Source organism: Luteibacter sp., assembly GCF_051958795.1.
Lineage (GTDB): Bacteria > Pseudomonadota > Gammaproteobacteria > Xanthomonadales > Rhodanobacteraceae > Luteibacter.
Map to the genome: position 1 here is coordinate 24,629 of NZ_JBQCFT010000348.1, position 20,675 is coordinate 45,303.

Genomic DNA, 20,675 nt, shown 5'->3' on the forward strand with positions numbered 1-20,675 from the left:
ATGATGATCCGTGGGTTCACCCTGACACTCATCGGCGCCGCGCTGGCGCTGACCGCTACCGCCACGCTTGCCTCTGGCGACCCCGCTGCGGGCGGCAAGAAGATCGCCACCTGCGTGGCCTGCCACGGCAAGGATGGCAACTCGGTCGACCCGCAGTACCCGCGGCTTGCCGGCCAGTACGCCGACTACCTCGCCCAGGCGCTGCACGAGTACAAGAATGGCAAGCGCGATAACCTGGTCATGAAGGGCTTCGCGGCCACGCTGTCCGACCAGGACATCGAGGATATCTCCGCGTATTTCCATACGATGCCGACCAAGCTGAGCGGGCTCGAGCACCACGTGCAGGGCGACTAAGCCACCCTGTCGCTACGCTCACGCGCAAATAAGCCCGCTCACGCGGGCTTTTTTGTGGCCGTCGCAGGAGCCCACCCTGTGGGCGACATCTTTCGCGGCGACGCTACAGGCCCTGTTGCCCTATCGCGAACGGCGTCGCCCACAGGGTGGGCTCCTACGAGGGGAACGCAAGCAGCGGCTAGCCCGCCTTGCGTTCGAAGTAAGGCTTCTCGCCGGTGGCGTGGTCGGTGACGTCGCGCACCTCGGTCACTTCGGGCACGCGCTCGCGCAGGGTCTTCTCGACGCCGTTCTTCAGGGTCACGTCGACCATGCCACAGCCGTGGCAGCCGCCGCCGAAGCGCAGCACGACGACGCCCTCGGCAGTGACCTCGACCAGCGAAATGCGGCCGCCATGCGAGGCGATGCCGGGGGCGATTTCAGTCTCGAGCACGTACTTCACCCGCTCGACCACGCCTGCGCCCTCACCCGGGGCCTCGCCCTTGATCCGCGGGGCGCGAATGTTGAGCTGGCTTCCCGTGGGGGTCATCTCGTAGTCGATGTTCGCCGGATCGAGCCAGGGCATGCTCTCGCCGTCGACATACAGGTTGAAGCCCTGGCATTCGATGGTCCATTCATCGCCGGTGAGTTCGCCCGGGGCGCAGAACTCCAGTTCGCACTGGGCCGAAGGGGTGCCGGCCGCGACGACGCGCAGGCGTACGCCAAGCCCATCTTCGCCCTGCTGGGCGATCAGCCGCTGGAAATGCGCCTGGGCGCGTTCCGTGATATCGATCATGGTGACTCCGGAATACCTGCCCGGCGCGGGGATCGCTGGGAAACAAGACCATTTTAGTACGGTTTCGATCTGGGCGCGCCCTTTTGACAATTCAACCGCGACCATCGACGCTTCGCACCTTTCCCCGGATGGACACCCCGCCATGTCGCTTTCACCGCTCGCCACCCAGCACTGCCAGCCGCGCAAGGGCGCCGAACATGCGCTGGACAGCGCCGCCATCGACGGTTACCTGAAGGACCTGCCGGGCTGGAAAGTGAGCGAGGACGGCAAGGCGATCGTGAAGGACTTCCCGTTCAAGGACTTCCACCACACCCTGGGCTTCATCAATGCGGTGGGCTTCATGGCCAACCAGGAAGACCACCACCCTGACCTGGAAGCGGGTTACGGCCATTGCCACATCCTCTGGTCCACCCACGATGTGGGCGGCCTGTCGCTGAACGATTTCATCTGCGCCGCACGCGTCGAGGCCCTGCTCGATCGCTGACGTGCCACCGCGCCACTATCGCGTGCCTGGGCTGGCCATGGCCGCCCTGGCCGTGGGCGCGTTTTTCCTTCTGCCGCTGCTGGCCGCCTCCGTGGTGCGCGCGGCGATGGAAGCGGATGGCGCGGCAGACCGTGCCGCCTACGCCAGCGGGGCATCGCCCTGGTCGTGGCGTTTCCGCGGTCCGGACGACATCGTCGCCGGGAAGGTCTTCGGTGATGCGAAGGCGGCGGCGGATGATAGCGGCCTGATGGTCTCGCCCTACCGAACGGGTCGCGGCGAGATCGGGTTTCCACTCAGCCGCCAGGCCGACCTCCGGCGGCTCAACCTCCTTCGCCTGGACGCGATCGCCCACGACGGCGACTTCAGCGTCGTGGTGCGCCCGACCCTCGCTGCGCCGCTCGTCCGTGCCAGCATCCCGGAGCTGGCGAACCCCATCAGGCTGGATCAACTCGCCTGGCATGATCCCGCGGGGAGGCCGGCTCCTCCCCCTGAACGGGCTGCGATGCTCCGGCTGGCCTTTGTGCTCCCGCCCGGGGCGACCCTGATCCTGCGTGACGCGAGCCTTGCCCAGGCCGATGGTCGACCGCCCGAAGCCGGAGTTGCCCTTCCCCACGACATGACCGCCGAAGGTCTTTTGCGCTGGCGCGACCGCCAGCGTGCGGGCAACCCACTTGTCACGTTTGGCGACGCCGTGACCGCCACGCCCTGGCCGACGCCAGCCCGCTGGGCCATCCCGTGTCTCTATGGGCTGCTGTTGGGCGCGGGCGCCCTTGTCACCCGGCGCCGGGCGTCAACCACCCCGGCGGGCGATCTGGCGAACGCGGCCCTTGTCCTGGCCGGACCCGTCTGGTTCATCGCCAGCCTGGGCCTGACCATCCATGCCCCCGCGGCGCAGGCCGTATCAATGTTCGCGGGCGGTGTGGCTTACGCCGTCTTCCTTACCTGGATTCGAGCCGTGCCCCGCTGGCACTGGACGCGAGGATGGCACATGGCCGGGTGGCCCTTGCTGGCGATCCCCGTGGCCATCGGCATCGCCGCGGTGGCCGGCCATGCGCCGGTGTGGCCGCCGACCGGCCGCATCCTGCTCTATGTAGGCTGGGCGTTCTTCCAGCAGTGGCTGATGCTAGCCGTGGTGGCCGCCCTGCTGGCCCGGGCTTTGCCGCGTCCGGTCGCCGTGCTGCTGGCGGCGCTGTCCTTCGCCCTGCTCCACACGCCCAACGGCCTGCTGATGCAACTGTGCTTCGTCGCCGAACTGGGCTGGGCGTGGTGGTACCTGCATCACCGGTCATTGCTGCCGGTGGCCGTCGCCCACGCGGCCGCGGCGGTGATCATGCAGGCCTGCATGGCCGGCGGGGTGCTGCGCTCGCTGGAAGTCAGCGCGCGGTTCCTGTCGTGGGAGCCCACCCTGGGGGGGACCTCTTTCGCGAGGGCCTTCGGGGCCTGTTTGGTCGATACGAACGGCGTCGCCCCCCCGGTGGGCTCCTACCGCCCGCGGGCTGTCAACTGCGCAGATTGTCCAGGAACGTCTTCAGATCGTCGGGCAACGGCGCCGAAAAGTCGTAGTTCTTGCCGTCGAGGTCGAAGCTCATCCGGGCCGCGTGGAGGAACATCCGCTTCAGGCCCTTGGCGCGCATGCGCTTGTTGGCCTCGGGGTCGCCGTACTTGGGGTCGCCGGCGAGCGGGTGGCCGATGTACTGGGCGTGGACGCGGATCTGGTGGGTACGGCCGGTACCGAGGGTCGCCCGCATCAGGCGGCTGCCCGGGTACTGCTCCACTTCCTGGAAGAAGGTGAGCGACGGCTTGCCCGCGTCATCGACCCGGACCATCCGTTCACCGCCGTGCATGACCGACTTCAGCAGCGGCGCGTTCACGTCCAACTTCGCCTTGCGGGGGGTGCCGGTCATCAGGCAGAGGTACTGCTTCACCACCTGGTTGTCGCGGATGAGCGCCTGGAGCCCGGTAAGGCCGGCCCGGCTCTTCGAAAACACCAGGACGCCACTGGTATCCCGGTCGAGGCGATGGACCAGCTCAAGGTGCTCATTGGGGCGGGCGGCGCGGAGCAGCTCGATCGCCCCATGGCTGACCCCGCTGCCACCGTGGGCTGCAATGCCGACCGGCTTGTCGATGACCAGGAAGTGCTTGTCTTCAAAGATGATCGAGTCCGTGACGGCCTTGACCATGCCGCTCGGCGCGACACCCTCTTCCCTTTCGGCAACCCGGATCGGCGGGATCCGCAGCATGTCGCCGGCGGCCAGCCGGGTATCCGGTTTGGCCCGCTTGCCGTTAATGCGAACCTGGCCCGTTCTCAGGATGCGGTAGACCAGGCTCTTCGGCACCCCTTTGCACAGGGTCATAAGCGCGTTATCCACACGCTGCCCGTCCCTCTCGGGGCCGATTTCGACCAGCCGTACACCTTGGCCGCCGTCGAGGGAAGTTGCCGTCTGCATTGATAAAACTCGAAATTGATAGGATACTCGGCGAGCGTCAGGCTCCGCTGAAGACTTATCTCTCGCGGGGTGCCGGTTCCGTCGCGTAAGGCGAGTGTCACGCTATCCCGTCCGAGGGGTCGGGAGGTGGAAGACACCCCATATCGTAATGGTTCGGGTTGCAGTTGTCCGGTTATCTGTAAGAAACGGGATGGCTGCAAGGCGCTTATTCACGAATCACGCCGAGGCCAGGTATCGGCCCCGGAAACCATGCCGCTTAAAGCCTTACCGCTGCGGCGCGATCCCCGGCAGGCCGCCACATGGGCGCCACCGCGGCGCGCGGCCGCGCGGCAAGGCCGAGGAATCTACAATGAAGCGTATGTTGATCAACGCGACTCAGCGCGAAGAGTTGCGCGTGGCCATCGTCGACGGCCAGAACCTTTACGATCTCGACATCGAAATCCCGTCCCGGGAACAGAAAAAGGCCAATATCTACAAAGGCCGCATCACCCGCGTCGAACCCTCCCTCGAAGCCTGCTTCGTCGATTACGGCGCCGAACGCCACGGCTTCCTGCCGCTGAAGGAAATCTCCCGCGATTACTTCAATCCGAACGCGGAAGGTAAATCGAATATCCGCGAGCTCCTGAAGGAAGGCCAGGAGATCATCGTCCAGGTCGAGAAGGAAGAACGCGGTAACAAGGGCGCGGCCCTCACCACGTTCATCAGCCTTGCCGGCCGTTACATGGTGCTGATGCCGAACAACCCGCGTGCGGGTGGTGTGTCGCGTCGCATCGAGGGCGAAGACCGCCAGGCCCTCAAGGAAGCGATGGAGCACCTCTCGGTGCCCGATGAGATGGGCCTGATCGTGCGTACCGCCGGCATGGGCCGCGACGCCGAAGAACTCCAGTGGGACCTGGATTACCTGCTCCAGTTGTGGAAGTCGATTTCGGCCGCCGCGACGTCGCAGAAGGCGCCGTTCCTGATCTACCAGGAATCGAAGCTGTTCATCCGCGCCCTGCGCGATTACCTGCGTAACGACATCGGCGAGATCCTGGTCGACGAGGAATCGTTGTTCAAGGACGCGCGCGACTTCGTCCAGCAGGTCATGCCGAACAACCTGCGCAAGCTCAAGCTGTACCAGGACCCGACCCCGCTGTTCTCGCGCTACCAGATCGAGACCCAGATCGAGTCCATCTTCGAACGCAATGTCCGCCTCCCCTCGGGCGGTTCCATCGTCATCGACCAGACCGAAGCCCTGACCGCCATCGACATCAACTCGTCGAAGGCCACCAAGGGCAGCGATATCGAAGAGACGGCATTCAATACCAACCTTGAAGCCGCCACCGAGATCGCCCGCCAGCTGCGCATCCGCGACGCCGGCGGCCTCATCGTCATCGACTTCATCGACATGGACAGCCCGCGCCACCAGCGCGAGGTGGAAGAGCGCCTGAAGGACGCCCTCAAGGCCGACCGCGCCCGCGTCCAGATCGGCCGCATCAGCCGCTTCGGCCTGCTCGAAATGTCGCGCCAGCGCCTGCGCCCGAGCCTGGGCGAAGCCACCCAGAACGTCTGCCCGCGTTGTGAAGGCCACGGCCACATCCGCAGCGTCGAGTCGCTGGGCCTGTCGACCCTGCGGCTTATCGAAGAGCACGCGATGAAGGAAAACACCGGGCAGGTCCTGGTGCAGGCCCCGCCGTCGGTCGCCAACTTCATGCTCAACGAAAAGCGCGCCAGCATCGTCGAGATCGAGCTGCGCCATAACGTCCACGTCGTGGTCGTCGCGGACGACAAGCTGGAAACCCCGCACCTCGAGATCACCCGTATCCGCGAGGCGGACATGGGCGAGCACAGCAAGCCGAGCTACGAGCGCACCACCCCAGTGGTCGCGACGGCCCTGCCGAAGATGGGCCAGATGCTGGGCAGCGGCGAGCAGCCGCTGGTGACCGGCGTGGTCCCCTCCTCGCCCGCACCCATCCGTGACGACGAGCCGGAAACGGCCGCCGCGCCGGTCCAGGCGACCCGCCCGGCCGCTCCTGCCGCACCCACCGGCGGATTCTTCTCGCGCCTGTTCAGCGGCCTGTTCGGTGGCGGCGCCAAGCCGGAGCCGGCAGCACCCGCGCCCGCCCCCACCTCGCGCCGCGAGGAGTCGCGCTCGGGCGGCCGTAACGATCGCAACGACCGCAACGACCGCAACCGCCGTGACGATCGCCGCGGCGAAGGCCGTGGCGAGGGTCGTGGCAAGGGCGAGCAGCGCCAGGGCCAGAACCGCAAGGACAAGGCCGAAGGCCAGGCCCGCCAGGGCCAGCAGCAGCAGCCCAAGCAGAAGCAGGAAAAGGGCCAGCAGCGCCAGGGCGAAGAGAAGAACCGCCAGAAGGACAGCCAGCAGGAGAAGGGTGGCCGCCAGGGTCGCCAGGACCAGCCGGAGAAGGCCCAGGCCAACGAGAACCGCCGCCAGCAACAGCCGCGCGGTGAGCGCCAGCCGCAGGGTGAGAAGGTCGAGAAGGTCGAAAAGGCCGCCGCACAGGCACAGCCGCAGCGCGCGCAGGCAGAAAAGCCGGCAGCACCGGCCGTCGCCCCTGTCGCCGACGAAACGCTGCTGACCGCACCGGTCGCCGAGCTGCCGGTCGCGGCAGATGAGTCCGTCAAGGCCGAAGGCGCCGATGGTGCCCAGGCTGAAGCCAACCGCGAGGCCGGTGAAGGCGGCCAGCGCCGCCGCCGCGGCCGTCGTGGCGGCCGTCGCCGCCGTCGCCAGGAAGATGGCGCCCAGGCAGGCGCGCTCGAGGGCGGCGCCGATGCCGACATGGACGATGACGAGGGTGACGACGAGGCCGGCACCGGTCGCGACAGCGCCAGCGTGCCGCCGGTGCTCGATACGCCGGAGGCCGCCGAGAACGCCATCAAGCTCGAGGCGCCGCGCACGGAGGCCACCCGGCCGTCCGAGCCGGGCGATGACGAGCACGTGCCGTCGGCACTTACCCTGCCCTCGCTGCCCAAGCTGCCACCCATCCCGGGCACGGCTGCACCGGCCGCCCAGGCACAGCCGTCGCATGAACCCGTCAGCCCGGCCGACTCGGTCGAGGTCCGCACCAGCGAGCGCCGCCAGACGGAATCGGATGCGCCGCTGAAGACGGCTCCGGCCGCCCCTTCGCATACGCCGGTCCCGGCCGCTGCCGCGGGTGAATCGGTGCTCGACGCGCCGGCGCGTGGCCTGCCCATCGACGACGTGCCCGCCACGCCTGCGGTCGAGCCCGTGAAGGCCGAAGCCGCTCCCGTGGTCGAGCCCGCTGCTCCGGTGGCTGAGCCGGTTAAGCCGGTCGAAGCACCGAAGGACGACGGCATCGCCCCGGAAGACGCCGCGGCTGCGCCGGTGGTGGACGCTGAGGAAGCTGCAAAAGCAGCCGAAGCCGTGAAGCCCGTCGCCGCTCCGGCCCCGGTTGCGGAGGCGCCGAATCCGGCACCGGCTCCGGTTCCCGTGCCGACGCCCGCTCCGGCCCCGACCCCTGCACCCGCCGCGGTAGCGGCCCCGGCTGAACCGGTCACGCCGAAGTCGCCGGAGGCGTCCAACGTCTCGCACGTGTCCCACGCCCCGGCTGCCCCCACGGAACAGCCGGGCTGGACGCCGCCGACCCAGGGCGACCTGCTGACGCGGCCTCGCCACGAGCCGCACGACGGCCAGCACTAAGCACGACGAAGCGACGGGGAGGCCAGGTGCCTCCCCGTTGCGTTCATGGCATCGAATTCCCCGGAGCGGACTGGCGGCCTAGCTGCCGACCTGGTGGTTGTGCGTATCGAGCAGGCCGTGGACGGTCATAAGGTGGGCAAGGCCTACCACGTGGTCCACGTGCAGCTTCTCCATCAGGCGCTGCTTGTAGGTGGAGACGGTCTTCGGGCTGAGGTTCAGCCGCTCGCCGATGGAAGTGAGCGGCATGCCGCGCACCAGCATCATCGATACCTCCATCTCACGGGTGGATAGCGAATCGAATGGCGAATCGGAGCCATCAAGCGTCGCCAGCGCCAGCTGCTGGGCCACCGTCGGGGCAAGGTAACGCCGCCCGCCGGCGACGGAACGCACGGCCGTCAGCAGTTCGTCCGCGGAACAACCCTTCGTGAGGTATCCCAGCGCGCCAGCGTCTAGCAGCCGCTTGGGAAACCGCGCGTCATCCACCACGGTGAGGATGACGATATTGGTGCGTAACTTGGCACGGATAACGCGCTCGGTGAGCTCCACGCCACTCATGCCCGGCATGTGCACATCGACGAGGGCGATATCCGGTGACTGCGCACGGATGAGGCGCAGTCCCTCCTCCGCGGTCCCGGCCTCACCCCTGATCCGGAGGTCAGCCTGCTGCTGCAGGATCATCCGGAAGCCGGTCCTGACCAGTTCATGGTCGTCGACCAAAACAACACTAATCATTCATTGCCCTCCCTGGGCCGACTTTACTTCTTTGCGCGCCCACTGCGCGCGGCCTGCGAACGCATACAATGCCAGATGTGCAGGCGTGACAACCAGCGCAGCCATATCATCAGGCACGGACAAACGGCGCTGTAGCGGCTTTCGCCGTCCCAGGTGAGGTGACAGTGCCCGGTCTTCGTGTCATCGTCCGACGCGAAAGTGTGTAGGCCAAGGAAGCATCATGGATGATCGTACCTATCTGCTCGGCAAGCTCGCCGCGCTGGAGATCGCATTGGAAGCCGCCATCTCGGCCCATCCCGAGCCCCGGGTGTTGACGCTCGCGCTATGCCAGGCCATGGCACGCCCCGCGCCAAGCCATCTCGCCACGGATCTGCGTGCCTTTACGGAAGGATGGCTGGCGATCGTGACGCCTTTATTGATCACGCACACGAAACCCGTGCGCAGCTCGCCACGACGCCGCACGAATTCGCTTCTTCATTAAGCGCCCCTGAGACGCTTCTCAGTCCGGTGCATCGAGCAACGCTTTCGCGTGCGCCTTCTTCGAGGCCTGGGCATCGATATAGCGACGCACCAGCACGATGCCAGCCAGGATCAGCAGGGTCGGCCACAAGCGCCCGCCCGTGGCCTTCGCCAGCAGCTTACCGGCGGCCATGGCGCCGATCGTGCTCGCGTGGTTGCTCGTTTGCGCCGTGGCCATGAGCGATCTCCCCAGCATCGGTGGACACCAGCCTCGCCAAGCGCACATTCGTGCGATGTGAAGCTGGCGGCGAGACCGCCTTCGCGTGCCTCACCAGATGCGTACGCGCTGCCCTGGCGGCAGGTATAAACGCATGTCAGGGTTAACCCGCCAGGCCGTGTTCCAGCTGTCCAGGTTGCGCATGGTCCACACGCGTTGCGTCCCGGGAGCGTGGCCGTTGGTCAGCAGCCGGCGGCGCAGGTCCGCGTCACGGTAACGGTAGCGCCACAACTGGGCCCAGCCCAGGAAGAAGCGCTGGTCGCCGCTGAATCCGTCGATGACGACCGCGCGCTGCCCTTCCGGTGAAGCCTTGTAGGCGTCGTAGGCGACGGTGAGGCCGGCGAGGTCCGCGATATTCTCGCCGAGGGTCAGGCCTCCATTCACGTGCGTGCCGGGCAACGGCTCGTACTGGTCGAACTGCCGCACCAGCGCCCCGGTCCGCTCCTTGAACGCCGCCACGTCGGCGGGCGTCCACCAGGTGGCCAACCGCCCGTGTTCGTCGTACTTCGCGCCCTGGTCGTCGAACTGATGGCTGAGCTCGTGGCCGATCACCGCACCGATACCACCATAGTTCACGGCCGCATCGGCATGGGGATCAAAGAACGGCCGTTGCAGGATGGCCGCCGGGAACGTGATGGCCACGGTCGGATAGTTGGCGAACGCATCGACCGTCATGGGCGTCGTCGTCCACTCCCAACGATCGACGGGCTTGCCGACGCGGCCGAGATCCCACGCATGCTTCCATTCGCGGGCCCGCATGGCGTTACCGAGCAGGTCATCCGCGCGCATGGCCAGCGTGCCGTAGTCGTGCCAGCGATCGGGGTAGCCGATGCGCGGACTGAAGTTGCGCAGCTTGGCGTGCGCGCGCTGCTTCGTCGCCGGCGCCATCCAGTCCAGCTTATCGAGACGGCGATCCATGGCCGCGATGATGTTGCGCACCATCGCGAGCGCCGCCGCCTTCGTTTCAGGCGTGAACCAGCGCGCGACATAGGCCTTGCTCACATCGTCGGGCACCGCATCCACGGCGAACTGTGCAGCCCGTTGTTCGCGCGGCTCACGCTGTTCGCTGCCCTCGAGCACCTTGCCATGGAAAGCGAAGTCCGCGTCGGCGACGTCATCGGGCAAGAGGTCGGCGTATGCATGGAGCGATGCCACTAGCAGCGCGTCGCGAAGCACGGGAACGGGCGTGGTCGCCACGAGCCGGTCGATGGCGGCAACGGCGTCCGGCTGCATCACGACGATGCGCGTGGAGGCATCCGCCGGTGCGCCAAGCAGCCGGTCGAAGCCGAGATTCGGCGACGCCGCCTGCAGCGCGCCGAGGTTCACCGGGTTATACGTACGCGTCGCATCGCGGTTCTGCAGCGGTGTCCAGCTGGCCTTCGCGATGGCCGTTTCGAATGCCATGACAGCGTCGGCACGCTTCTCCGTGCCGGTCTTGCCATCGGCCTGGGCAAGCATGTGGGCCAGCCATGCGAGGTACTTCGTGCGCGTTTCGCGCATGGGCGCAGCATCGTCGAGGTAATACGAGCGATCCGGCATGCCCAGGCCCGCCTGCGAAACGATCGCCGTATAGACCTCGGGATTGCCATCATCGGGCTGTACATCGACGGCTATGGGCAGGCCAATGCCCAGCCGCAATGCCTGCGGCAGCAGCGCCCGGTAGCTGGCGAGGTCGTGGATGGCGTGCACGCGATCGAGCCAGGGCTTGATGGGTGCCATGCCGCGTTGCTCGACGCGCTCGTGATCGAGGTAGCTCGCATACGCGGCGCCCATCCGGCTCGATGGGTCGCGTCTCGCCGCTTCCAGGATCTCGCGCACCCGCGCCGTGTTTTCGTCGGCCATGCGGGTGAACAGCGAGACCGTCGACCGATCCGGCGCGATGGGCGTCTTTTTCGCCCAGGTACCGTTCGCGTAGGCGTAGAAATCATCGCCAGGCCTGACCGTGCGATCCATGCCGGCCTCGTCGAATCCGAATCGGCCCGTCGCGGCCTGCTGTGCCGAGGTGGGCCCGGCCACGCAAAGAAGCGCGGCCGCAAAGGCCAGGCTGCGCGCCAGGCCGTGCCTGGTCATGTCGCTCTCGCTCATCGATGCTCCCATCCTGAATGCCTCGCGTATCAGCATAGCCCGGCATGCCCAGGGGCCGGGAATCGCCTTCCATCCCGGTCATTCCCGCATTCATCGGAAATCGCGCCACTTCGCGGGGCGCGGGACGGACACTCCGCTCACTCAATGACGATGGTCTGCGGAGGTAAGCATGGAACGGACCCGCTACGCTCGCCTGGGCTGCCTTGGCGCCTGCCTGTGCGCCGCGCTATTCACATCGGCCGTGGCCGCGGAGGGCCGGGCCAGCGCCGACATCGCGCTTTACGTGCGCCAGTGCGCCGCCGCCCTTGCCTGCAACGGCTCCTACCTGGTCGCGCGTTCGGGCGATGTCGTCTACGACGGGACCGTCGGCAAGGCATCCGCTGATCGCAGGTCGCGCCTGCTACCAGGGTCGGCTTTCGACATCGGCGCGATCGGCGAACAGTTCACGGTTGCTGCGGTGTTGCGGCTTGCCGAGCGGCACCAGCTCGCACTCGATGACGCGGTGAGCAAATACCCGCCAGGTTTTCCCGACCCCACCGTGACGATCCGTCAGCTGCTGACCCGCACCTCGGGGATTCCGGATGGTGCGAGCGAGAGGCAGCTGCGCGGCCTTGTCGCGAGCATCGCGGGACAGAGCTATGCCGATTTCGTGCGCGAGCAGTTCTTCGAGCCATTGGACATGCGGCACAGCTGGATACGCACCGCGACGAGTGGCGCGGACGATGATGCCCAACGCGCGCATGGGATGCGCATGACAAGGAATGGCTCGCTGAAGCCGATGGACGACACGACAGGATGCGACAGCAAAGGCCTCCATGGTACCTATTCGACGACCGGCGACCTGCTGCTATGGGCTCGTGCCCTGCAGGCGGGCAAGGTGGTCCCGAAGGAAGCATGGCGTGACGTGATGGGTGACGCACGCGTCTCGCAGGATGGGCGATGGGAGGGCTTCGCAAGCAACCTCACCGTCCTGCCGGATCAGGACACCGTCATCGTCATCCTGACGAACAACGACCGTCCCGAAGAAGTGCGCGATGCGCGTAACGCGTTCGTTGGCATCCTGCGCAAAGAGGCCAACCTGATCGTCGCCAGCGGGTAGCCCCCCCCCAAAAAGCGCAACTGGGAGGTTCATTCACCCACCAAGGCAAGGAAATTTTAAGCTATATTGGACACATAGCCACATTATGTCTATAATAGCGAACATGCCAAGAAAGCCGCCAGTCGTTTTTCCGCAAGAACAGCGCCTTCTCTCCGCGCTGGGAGAGCGGCTGCGCCTCGCCAGACTCCGGCGGAAGCTAAGCAACGCCGTCGTAGCGCAACGCGCCGGTATCTCGCGAACGACGCTATACAAGGTGGAAGGCGGCGATCCCGGGGCCACGCTGGGTTCCTATGTCCGGGTACTCGCCGTGCTCGGGCTCGAGAACGACCTCGAGACGCTGGCTGCCGATGACAAGGTGGGACGCAAGCTGCAGGATCTGGCTATGACGCCAACGCGTGCCGGTCGTGCGGGCAAGCACATCGCGAGGCCGACGCGCATGCCTTCCGATACGGAAGGCAAGTCATGAGTCCCCCAGATAAAGCGCTGGAAGTCTGGCTCGACGGTGATCTCGGCCCCGCCTGTCGTGTCGGCACGCTGGCCCATGATCGCGGCCAGATCCGCTTTCACTACGACCGCGCGTGGCTCGGCGACCCACGCGCGTTCGCACTCGACCCCGATCTGTCGCTCGACGAGCACCCCTTCTTTCCGAAACCGGAGCTTGGAAATTTCGGGATCTTCCTGGACTCCTCGCCCGATCGATGGGGCCAAACGCTTATGAAACGCCGCGAGGCCCTACAAGCCAAGGACGAACAGCGGGTGCCGCGCACACTCTACGCATGGGACTTCCTGATCGGCGTGCAGGACTTCACTCGCCAGGGTGCACTGCGATTTCGCCTTGCGGGAACGGAAGTCTTCCTCGGTAGCGACAAGATGGCAGCACCACCCGTCACTACGTTGCGCGAGCTTGAAGCCGTGGCGTACCAGCTCAGCAACCGCCGGATCGATGATCTGGACGCGTTGCGGAAATGGCTCGTGGTCCTCGTAGCCCCCGGCGCCTCCCTCGGCGGCGCTCGTCCAAAAGCCAACTTCACGGAAACCGACGGCTCACTCTGGATCGGCAAGTTTCCCGCACGGGACGACGACCGGGACATCGGGGCTTGGGAATATGTGGTGCATACGCTGGCCCGGAAAGCTGGCATCGATGTTCCTCCCGCCAGGCTGATCCGACTGAACAACGACTTTCATACCTTCTGCGTGCAACGCTTCGATCGCATCGAAGGCAAACGGCGATTCTATGCATCCGCCATGACGCTGCTGCGCAGGGACCAGAGCGAAGGCACGAGCTATCTTGAACTTGCTCAGTTCCTTCGCGCCCAGGGCGATGCCGCCAACGCGGATGCAGATCTTGCTCAGTTATTCCGCCGCGTTGCCTTCAACGTGGCGGTCGGTAATCGGGACGACCATCTGCGCAACCACGGTTTCGTACTGGGCGAAACCGGTTGGCGACTGGCACCCGCCTTCGACGTCAATCCAAACATCGACAAGGCAGAACACGTCTTGAACCTGGACGACGCTGACAACCGCCCGAGTCTCGAGACGGTACTGAACACTGCGGTGTTCTATGGCCTTTCCGAAGCGGAAGCCCGGCAGACCCTGGACGAGGTCGTGAACGCGGTCGACGACTGGCGGGAGGTCGCGCGACGAATGCGCATCAGCAACGCCGATATCGAACTGACTGCGGGAGCCTTCTCGGCTCATGCGGAATTTCGGGCGCCGTGAAAAAACAAAACCCCGGCGCAAGGCCGGGGTTTTGCAGAAAACTGGAGCGGGAAACGAGACTCGAACTCGCGACCCCGACCTTGGCAAGGTCGTGCTCTACCAACTGAGCTATTCCCGCGTCGTGAGCCGGCCATTATAGGGATCGGGAGGAGATTCGCAAGCCCCCTCCCCCATCCCGCTCACCCCATGCCGCGGGCGAGCTTCATGGCGAGGACCAGGGCGCCCACGCCCACGCCGACCGAGGCCGCCACGTAGGCCACGGCCAGGCCCAGCTGGCCGCGCTCATAGAGCAGCACCGTTTCCAGCGAGAAGGTCGAGAAGGTGGTGAAGCCGCCGAGGATGCCCGTGGCGACGAACAGGCGCAGCGACTGGGGCGACGTGCCCTGGGCCGCGAGCCAGCCGGTAAGCAGCCCCATCAGCGCCGAGCCGACGATGTTGATGAGCAGCGTGGGCCACGGAAAGCCCTGCCCGAGCAGGCGCATGCCGAACACGCTGATGCCATAACGGGCCATGGAGCCCAGGCCGCCACCGATGAATACCAGGAGATAACCCACGAAAACCTCGCGTCATTGAGAAAGGGCGACGCTCGTGGGACAGGCAAACGCCTGCCGTGGCACCGCGTCGCGGCCACTACGGCAGGAGCTATCAGCCAGACGGCGGTTATCGGGAAGCCCCATTCCCATCACGCACGAGCCTAAAGGCCGGTGCGCGCGCGTGCAAGCATCAGCTAGCGAACACGCGGGCGATCGCGTCGACCGGTTTGCGCAGCAGGGTCTCGTTGAATGCGAGATGCAGGCGGCCGTCATCCGGCTTCCCGACGAGGATATCCGCGTGGCGCGCGCGCTCGCGCAGCCCCTCGGCAATCTTCGGCTCGAGCACCGCGATAGCGATGTTGCTCGCGCGCTCCACGCGCTCGATGCGGATGCCCGGCATGCCGGCCAGCTTCGTCAACAACGCGTCACCAGCGGTGCGCACGCGGGCAAAGCGCTCACTAAATCCCTCGAGACGCTGTAGCGCGAGCACGGCCGCCGGGAAGCCGCGGAACAACGTGCCGCCGAAGATGTGGCGCACGTGCCGCGCGCGATCGATGCGGGCCTTATCGCCCGCGAGGATCGCACCGAACGGTGCGCCGAGGTACTTGTAGAGCGAGACATACACGGTATCGAACGGCGCCGCGTAACGCTTCGGATCGAACCCTTCCATGCCTGACATCAAGAGCAGCCGCGCGCCGTCCAGATGCATGCCGGTGCCGTTCTTCTTCGCGATATCCGCAATGCGCAGGATCGAATCGAGCGCGACGGTCGAACCATCCAACCGACGCACAGGGCTCTCCAGCGAAATGGCACCGATCTCCAGGGGGTAAGGGTCTTCCGAGCGCTGCTGATATGCCGCCTCGACCGACGCGACGAGCGCCTCCCCGGTACCGCCTTCGATCGGCACCGGGTTGATCCCGCTCAGCACCGGCGTCGCATCTTCCTCATCGCGGTAGACATGGCTCTCCTTCTGCAGCAGCAGGTGGCGGCGATCGCCGCACAGGATGCGCACGGCGATCTGGTTGGCCATGGTGCCCGTCGGCATGAACGCCGCATCCTCCTTGCCGAGCAGTTCGGCGAAACGCTTCTCCAGCTTTCCGACCGATCCCTCGTGCAGGTAGATATCGCCGACCTCGGTATCGCCCGCGATCGCCTCCTCTAGCCGGTGCGGAAGATAGATGGAGCGCGTCGGGATGTCATCGCCGACCAGGGCGACGACCTTTTCGACAGGTATCGGCTTCTCGGCGGCCGGGGCGGGAGCCGCGGCAAGGGCCAGTGGCGCGGCCCCCGCGGCCAGCGAAAGGGCGCCTAGCGGCACCGCCTGGAGGAACTCACGACGACTGACCATGGACGCCCTTCCCTTCGCTGTGGTGCGCGGAGCGTCACACGGAACCCACTACTCCGGCAACGCCCCACGCAGCGCTTCGGCATCGCGGCGCGGCGGCGCGCCGAACATGCGCGCGTATTCGCGACTGAACTGCGAGGCGCTCTCGTAGCCCACGCGAAACGCGGCGGTCTCAGCGTTCGCCGTGCCAGAGACGAGCAGGTGCCGCGCCTCGAGCAGGCGCAGCTGCTTCTGGAACTGCACGGGCGTCATCGAAGTGAGCGCTTTGAACTGGCGATGGAAGGCAGACGGGCTCAGCTGCGCGATGGCCGCGAGTTCGTCGATGCGCATGGCTTCCGCAAAGTTCGCGCGCAGCGCATGCACCGCGCTGAGGACGCGATGGGTGCGGCCATCGGCCAGTGCCACCTTTGCCACATCCGCCGCGTGGGGCCCGCTCAACAGCCAGTAAGCGATCTCGCGCATCACCAGTGGGGCCACGTGCGGAATGGCGTCCGGCGTCTCGAGCAGGCGCATCAGGCGGATCACGCAGTCGGCCAGCGGGCCATCGTAATCGGTGACGAACACGCCACGCGGCACCTGCGCCGATACCTTCACCGGCGTGGCCAGGCTATCCAGCACTTCGCTCATCAGCTTGCGATCGAGGCCGATGACGACCCCAAGGAATGGCTCGTCCGGGCTGGCCGCCACGACGCGGCTGAAGGCGGGCATCTCCACGCTCACCACGAGCGCCTGGCCCGGGCCGTACTCATACCGGCGGTGGCCGAACACGCTTTGCTTGCTACCTTGCGCCACCACGCACAGCGAGGGCTGGAACAGCAGCGCACCGGGCCGCTTCGGGAGGTCCGAGCGGAGGATGCCGACGTTGTCGATGGCGGTCATCCACGGGTTATCGCCGGGATGCGACTCGGTATAGCGCCGGACGAGGTCGATGAGGGACGGGTGCATGGGCGGCCTCCACGAAGAACGGCTGGCATCGTACCCAGCCTACGCTGCCTTGATGGGGGTGCAGGCAGGATCAGGCAAGAAGCGGCTGCCTTCCGGCATTCGGCCCCGCCACGCCAGGCCCTACCTTTTCCGTCACCCCCTTCCCCACCGGAGTTACCTCGCATGACCGCTTCCCAGGACACCACCCGCCGGATCGCCATCGTGACCGGCGGCAGCCGCGGCCTTGGCCGCAACACCATCGTCAATCTTGCCCGCCGTGGCGTGGGCAGCATCTTCACGTACCACTCGAACGAGGCAGAGGCGCGCGCCGCCGCCGACGCGGTCGCGGCAGAGGGCGCGAAGGCGGTGGCCATCCAGCTCGATACCGGTGACGCCGCCGCGTTCGACGGCTTCGTCGGCCAGGTGCGCCAGGCCCTCGCCAGCCTCGGCGCCGAGCGCTTCGACTACCTCGTGAACAACGCGGGCACCTCGCACCACACGCCCATCGCCGAGACGACGGAAGCGCAGGTGGATGCGCTGTACAACGTGCACTTCAAGGGCGTGTTCTTCCTCACCCAGAAGCTGCTGCCCTTGATCAACGACGGTGGCCGCATCATCAACCTGTCCAGCGGCCTCACCCGCTTCGCCATGCCCGGTAGCGCGCCGTACGCGGCGATGAAGGGCGCGATCGAGGTGCTCACGCGCTACTTCGCCAAGGAGTTCGCCGCGCGTGGCATCACCGCGAACACGGTGGCTCCGGGCGCCATCGCCACCGATTTCAGCGGCGGCATGGTGCGCGACAACCCCGAGGTGAACAAGCGCGTGGCTGAGTTCACGGCCCTGGGACGCGTCGGCGTACCCGACGATATCGGCCCCATGATCGCGAGCCTCCTCGCCGAGGAAAACCGCTGGGTGAACGGCCAGCGCATCGAGGTTTCCGGCGGCATGATGCTCTAGTCACGAGCCGACGATGGCCCGAGCGGCGATAATCGGCCCATGAAACCATCCAGGCCGAACCGCCGGACCATCCCGGACCACCACGTCAAGGTCCGCGGGGCACGCGAACACAACCTCAAGAACGTCGACGTCGACCTCCCGCGCGATGCGCTGGTCGTCTTTTCCGGGATCTCCGGATCCGGCAAGTCGTCGCTGGCTTTCGGCACGCTCTACGCGGAAGCACAGCGCCGATATCTCGAATCCGTCGCGCCGTACGCCCGCCGCCTGATCGACCAGGTCGGCGTGCCCGACGTCGATGACATCGACGCCCTGCCACCGGCGGTCGCGCTGCAGCAGCAGCGCGGGACGCCGGGCGCACGGTCATCGGTCGGCAGCGTCACCACGCTGTCGAGCATGGTCCGGATGCTTTACTCGCGCGCCGGCAACTACCCGGCGAACCAGCCCATGCTGTTCGCCGAGGATTTCTCGCCCAATACGCCGCAAGGCGCCTGCCCGCACTGCCATGGGCTCGGCCACGTCTATGAAGTGACCGAAGCCTCCATGGTGCCCGACCCGTCACTGACGATCCGCGAGCGCGCCATCGCGTCGTGGCCGCCGGCCTGGCACGGGCAGAACCTCCGCGACATCCTGGTCACGCTGGGCTACGACGTGGACATCCCATGGCGTGACCTGCCGAAGAAGCAGCGCGAGTGGATCCTGTTCACCGAGGAACAGCCGGTCGCACCGGTCTATGCGGGCTTCTCACCGGCGGAAACGCGAGCCGCACTGAAGCGCAAGACCGAGCCGAGCTACATGGGCACCTACATGGGTGCCCGGCGCTACGTGCTGCACACGTTCGCGACGACGCAAAGCGCGCTGATGAAGAAGCGCGTGTCGCGTTACATGATCGGCAGCGTGTGCCCCGTATGCGATGGAAAGCGGCTGAAGAAGGCTGCCCTGTCGGTCACGTTTGCTGGTCTCGATATCGGTGCGCTTTCGGCGTTGTCGTTCGACCAGATGGCAGAGGTGCTGCAGCCTGTGGCGGAAGGCCGCTTCGACGCCACGCCGGTTTCGCGCACCCGCAGCCGTGCCGAGGGCAAGAAGGACCTGGAGCGCCGGGTGGCCGAAGGCGGCCTGTCGCATGAAGGTTCATCCGATGTACGGCGCACACCCAACCTCTCCGAGGAGAAGCGGATCGCGGCCCAGCGCATCGCGCAGGACCTGCTTGCGCGCCTTGGGACTTTGCGTGACCTGGGCCTCGGTTACCTCTCGATGGATCGCGCCAGCCCTACGCTTTCGCCCGGCGAGCTGCAACGGCTGCGCCTGGCCACGCAGATTCGTTCGAACCTGTTTGGCGTGGTGTATGTGCTGGACGAGCCTTCCGCCGGCCTGCACCCTGCCGATGGCGAAGCGCTGATGTCGGCGTTGCTGCAACTCAAGCAGGCAGGTAATTCGATCTTCGTGGTCGAGCACGATCTCGACATGATGCGGCGCGCCGACTGGCTGGTCGATGTCGGGCCCGATGCGGGTGAACGCGGTGGTGAAGTGCTCTATAGCGGACCGCCCGCGGGCTTGAAGGGCGTCGCGGCTTCGCACACGGCGCGTTATCTGTTCGGCAAGGATCGCGTACCCGCGCGCCAGCCGCGCAAACCGGTCGGCTGGCTGCAACTTCGCGGCATCACGCGCAACAACCTGCACCGCCTCGACGTGGATTTCCCGCTGGGCGTGTTCACCGCCATCACCGGTGTGTCGGGCTCCGGCAAGTCCAGCCTGGTGAGCCAGGCGCTTGTCGAACTGCTCGGCGAGCATCTCGGCCAGGATGTCGCGGCCGCACCGGAGGAGACCGACGAGCCGGGCCCCAGTGTCATCGTCCGTACGGGCGGGCGCCTCCACGCCGGTGCGGAAGGCATCAAGCGCCTCGTGCAGGTCGACCAGAAGCCGATCGGCCGGACGCCGCGCTCGAATCTCGCCACGTATACCGGGCTCTTCGACCACGTAAGGAAACTCTTCGCCGCGACGAAGATGGCGCGATCGAAGCGGTTTGACGCGGGGCGTTTTTCGTTCAACCTGCCGAAGGGCCGCTGCGATACCTGCGAGGGCGAAGGCTTCGTCAGCGTCGAACTGCTCTTCATGCCGAGCGTGTATGCGCCCTGCCCGACCTGCCATGGTGCGCGGTACAACGAGCAGACACTCAAGGTGCAGTGGAACGGGAAGAATATCGCCGAGGTGCTGCGCCTCACGGTCGATGATGCCTGCGCGTTCTTCGCCACCGAGCCAGCGATCCTGAAGCCGCTGCAGCTCCTGCGTGATATCGGCCTGGGCTATCTCCGGCTCGGGCAGCCCGCCACCGAGCTGTCGGGTGGCGAGGCCCAGCGGATCAAGCTGGCTACGGAACTGCAGCGTCCGCAGCGCGGCGCCACGCTCTACGTGCTCGACGAGCCGACCACGGGGCTACATCCCTCCGACGTCGACAAGCTGGTCGCACAGCTGCAGGGACTGGTCGAGGCGGGAAACAGCGTCATCGTCATCGAACACGAAATGCGTGTCGTCGCGGGAAGCGACTGGGTAATCGATGTCGGCCCCGGCGCCGGTACCCAGGGCGGCGAGATCGTTGCGAGCGGGCCGCCCCGGGATGTCGCCAAGGTGGCGGGCAGCGTGACCGCACCGTACCTGGCGCGGGTCCTCGGCCCGTAGCGGCCACGGTACCCGCGCACCTTGCCTGTGGGAGCGGGGGGGGGGGGGGGGGGGGGTTTGGGGGGGGGCGAACCACGCCCCGCCCCGCCCCCCCCCCACCACGAGACAAACGCAAGGATAGGGGGGGTGGGGCGCCCCCCCCCCCGGCGGGCCG

17 protein-coding genes, 1 tRNA gene, 1 pseudogene and 1 riboswitch are annotated in these 20,675 nt (G+C 66.6%); of the genes and pseudogenes, 10 read left to right on the forward strand and 9 right to left on the reverse strand.

Translation table 11 applies throughout. The features are described 5' to 3' along the window. Positions 1 to 354 (forward strand): c-type cytochrome, encoded by a 354-nt coding sequence (locus ACTHLF_RS18470; protein WP_440329267.1) that lies wholly within the window; start codon positions 1 to 3, stop codon positions 352 to 354. Positions 355 to 532: 178 nt separating this feature from the next. Here ACTHLF_RS18470 and ACTHLF_RS18475 read toward each other — a convergent pair whose 3' ends face one another. After that, positions 533 to 1,126: an NfuA family Fe-S biogenesis protein gene (locus ACTHLF_RS18475; protein WP_440329269.1), complete on the reverse strand. Its 594-nt coding sequence runs from the start codon at positions 1,124 to 1,126 to the stop codon at positions 533 to 535. Positions 1,127 to 1,268: 142 nt separating this feature from the next. On the opposite strand from ACTHLF_RS18475, the gene ACTHLF_RS18480 reads away from it, so the two are divergent. Continuing rightward, a complete protein-coding gene (locus tag ACTHLF_RS18480; RefSeq protein WP_440329271.1) occupies positions 1,269 to 1,610 on the forward strand; it encodes a 4a-hydroxytetrahydrobiopterin dehydratase in 342 nt (113 codons plus the stop codon). Between the two features lie 988 nt (positions 1,611 to 2,598). Further along, a pseudogene (locus tag ACTHLF_RS18485) lies at positions 2,599 to 2,919 on the forward strand (CPBP family glutamic-type intramembrane protease); the annotation flags it as partial. Between the two features lie 190 nt (positions 2,920 to 3,109). Here ACTHLF_RS18485 and ACTHLF_RS18490 read toward each other — a convergent pair. Continuing rightward, the gene (locus tag ACTHLF_RS18490; RefSeq protein WP_440329273.1) at positions 3,110 to 4,057 is read right to left on the reverse strand and encodes an RluA family pseudouridine synthase; all 948 of its coding nucleotides are present in this window, start codon (positions 4,055 to 4,057) and stop codon (positions 3,110 to 3,112) included. A 349-nt stretch (positions 4,058 to 4,406) separates the two neighbouring features. Here ACTHLF_RS18490 and rne point away from each other — a divergent pair, with 349 nt between their 5' ends. Then, positions 4,407 to 7,718, forward strand: a complete 3,312-nt coding sequence (gene rne / locus ACTHLF_RS18495) for a ribonuclease E (RefSeq protein ID WP_440329275.1) — start codon at positions 4,407 to 4,409, stop codon at positions 7,716 to 7,718. Between the two features lie 78 nt (positions 7,719 to 7,796). Here the strand turns inward: rne and ACTHLF_RS18500 are convergent, their stop codons facing one another. Continuing rightward, the gene (locus ACTHLF_RS18500; RefSeq protein WP_440329277.1) at positions 7,797 to 8,450 is read right to left on the reverse strand and encodes a response regulator; all 654 of its coding nucleotides are present in this window, start codon (positions 8,448 to 8,450) and stop codon (positions 7,797 to 7,799) included. A gap of 220 nt (positions 8,451 to 8,670) precedes the next feature. Between ACTHLF_RS18500 and ACTHLF_RS18505 the strand changes: the two genes are divergently transcribed. Beyond that, entirely contained in the window at positions 8,671 to 8,931 is a 261-nt protein-coding gene (locus ACTHLF_RS18505; protein ID WP_440329279.1) for a hypothetical protein, read from the forward strand. A gap of 18 nt (positions 8,932 to 8,949) precedes the next feature. Here ACTHLF_RS18505 and ACTHLF_RS18510 read toward each other — a convergent pair whose 3' ends face one another. Both ACTHLF_RS18510 and ACTHLF_RS18515 read right to left on the reverse strand, forming a co-directional pair. Next, complete coding sequence (locus tag ACTHLF_RS18510) at positions 8,950 to 9,147, reverse strand: hypothetical protein (protein WP_440329281.1); 198 nt, start codon at positions 9,145 to 9,147, stop codon at positions 8,950 to 8,952. 90 nt (positions 9,148 to 9,237) lie between these two features. After that, the gene (locus ACTHLF_RS18515; RefSeq protein WP_440329283.1) at positions 9,238 to 11,271 is read right to left on the reverse strand and encodes a M13 family metallopeptidase; all 2,034 of its coding nucleotides are present in this window, start codon (positions 11,269 to 11,271) and stop codon (positions 9,238 to 9,240) included. Between the two features lie 169 nt (positions 11,272 to 11,440). Between ACTHLF_RS18515 and ACTHLF_RS18520 the strand changes: the two genes are divergently transcribed. The 3 genes from ACTHLF_RS18520 (at position 11,441) to ACTHLF_RS18530 (ending at position 14,089) form a co-directional block, all read left to right on the forward strand. Next, complete coding sequence (locus tag ACTHLF_RS18520) at positions 11,441 to 12,370, forward strand: serine hydrolase domain-containing protein (RefSeq protein WP_440329285.1); 930 nt, start codon at positions 11,441 to 11,443, stop codon at positions 12,368 to 12,370. 103 nt (positions 12,371 to 12,473) lie between these two features. Next, a complete protein-coding gene (locus ACTHLF_RS18525) occupies positions 12,474 to 12,836 on the forward strand; it encodes a helix-turn-helix domain-containing protein (RefSeq protein ID WP_440329286.1) in 363 nt (120 codons plus the stop codon). After that, positions 12,833 to 14,089: a type II toxin-antitoxin system HipA family toxin gene (locus ACTHLF_RS18530; protein WP_440329288.1), complete on the forward strand. Its 1,257-nt coding sequence runs from the start codon at positions 12,833 to 12,835 to the stop codon at positions 14,087 to 14,089. The genes ACTHLF_RS18525 and ACTHLF_RS18530 overlap by 4 nt, the downstream gene beginning before the upstream one ends. Before the next feature lie 42 nt (positions 14,090 to 14,131). Here ACTHLF_RS18530 and ACTHLF_RS18535 read toward each other — a convergent pair. The 4 genes from ACTHLF_RS18535 to ACTHLF_RS18550 form a co-directional block, all read right to left on the reverse strand. Continuing rightward, positions 14,132 to 14,207: transfer RNA gene (locus ACTHLF_RS18535), tRNA-Gly, on the reverse strand. A 61-nt stretch (positions 14,208 to 14,268) separates the two neighbouring features. Next, a complete protein-coding gene (crcB, locus tag ACTHLF_RS18540; RefSeq protein ID WP_440329289.1) occupies positions 14,269 to 14,643 on the reverse strand; it encodes a fluoride efflux transporter CrcB in 375 nt (124 codons plus the stop codon). Positions 14,644 to 14,718: 75 nt separating this feature from the next. Continuing rightward, positions 14,719 to 14,779, reverse strand: a riboswitch (Fluoride riboswitch). Positions 14,780 to 14,812: 33 nt separating this feature from the next. Beyond that, the gene (locus tag ACTHLF_RS18545; RefSeq protein ID WP_440329291.1) at positions 14,813 to 15,970 is read right to left on the reverse strand and encodes a threonine aldolase family protein; all 1,158 of its coding nucleotides are present in this window, start codon (positions 15,968 to 15,970) and stop codon (positions 14,813 to 14,815) included. 48 nt (positions 15,971 to 16,018) lie between these two features. Further along, the gene (locus tag ACTHLF_RS18550; protein ID WP_440329293.1) at positions 16,019 to 16,912 is read right to left on the reverse strand and encodes an AraC family transcriptional regulator N-terminal domain-containing protein; all 894 of its coding nucleotides are present in this window, start codon (positions 16,910 to 16,912) and stop codon (positions 16,019 to 16,021) included. Between the two features lie 162 nt (positions 16,913 to 17,074). Between ACTHLF_RS18550 and ACTHLF_RS18555 the strand changes: the two genes are divergently transcribed. After that, a complete protein-coding gene (locus ACTHLF_RS18555; RefSeq protein ID WP_440329295.1) occupies positions 17,075 to 17,848 on the forward strand; it encodes an SDR family NAD(P)-dependent oxidoreductase in 774 nt (257 codons plus the stop codon). 39 nt (positions 17,849 to 17,887) lie between these two features. Continuing rightward, positions 17,888 to 20,521 (forward strand): excinuclease ABC subunit A, encoded by a 2,634-nt coding sequence (locus ACTHLF_RS18560; protein ID WP_440329297.1) that lies wholly within the window; start codon positions 17,888 to 17,890, stop codon positions 20,519 to 20,521. Positions 20,522 to 20,675: the final 154 nt, after the last annotated feature.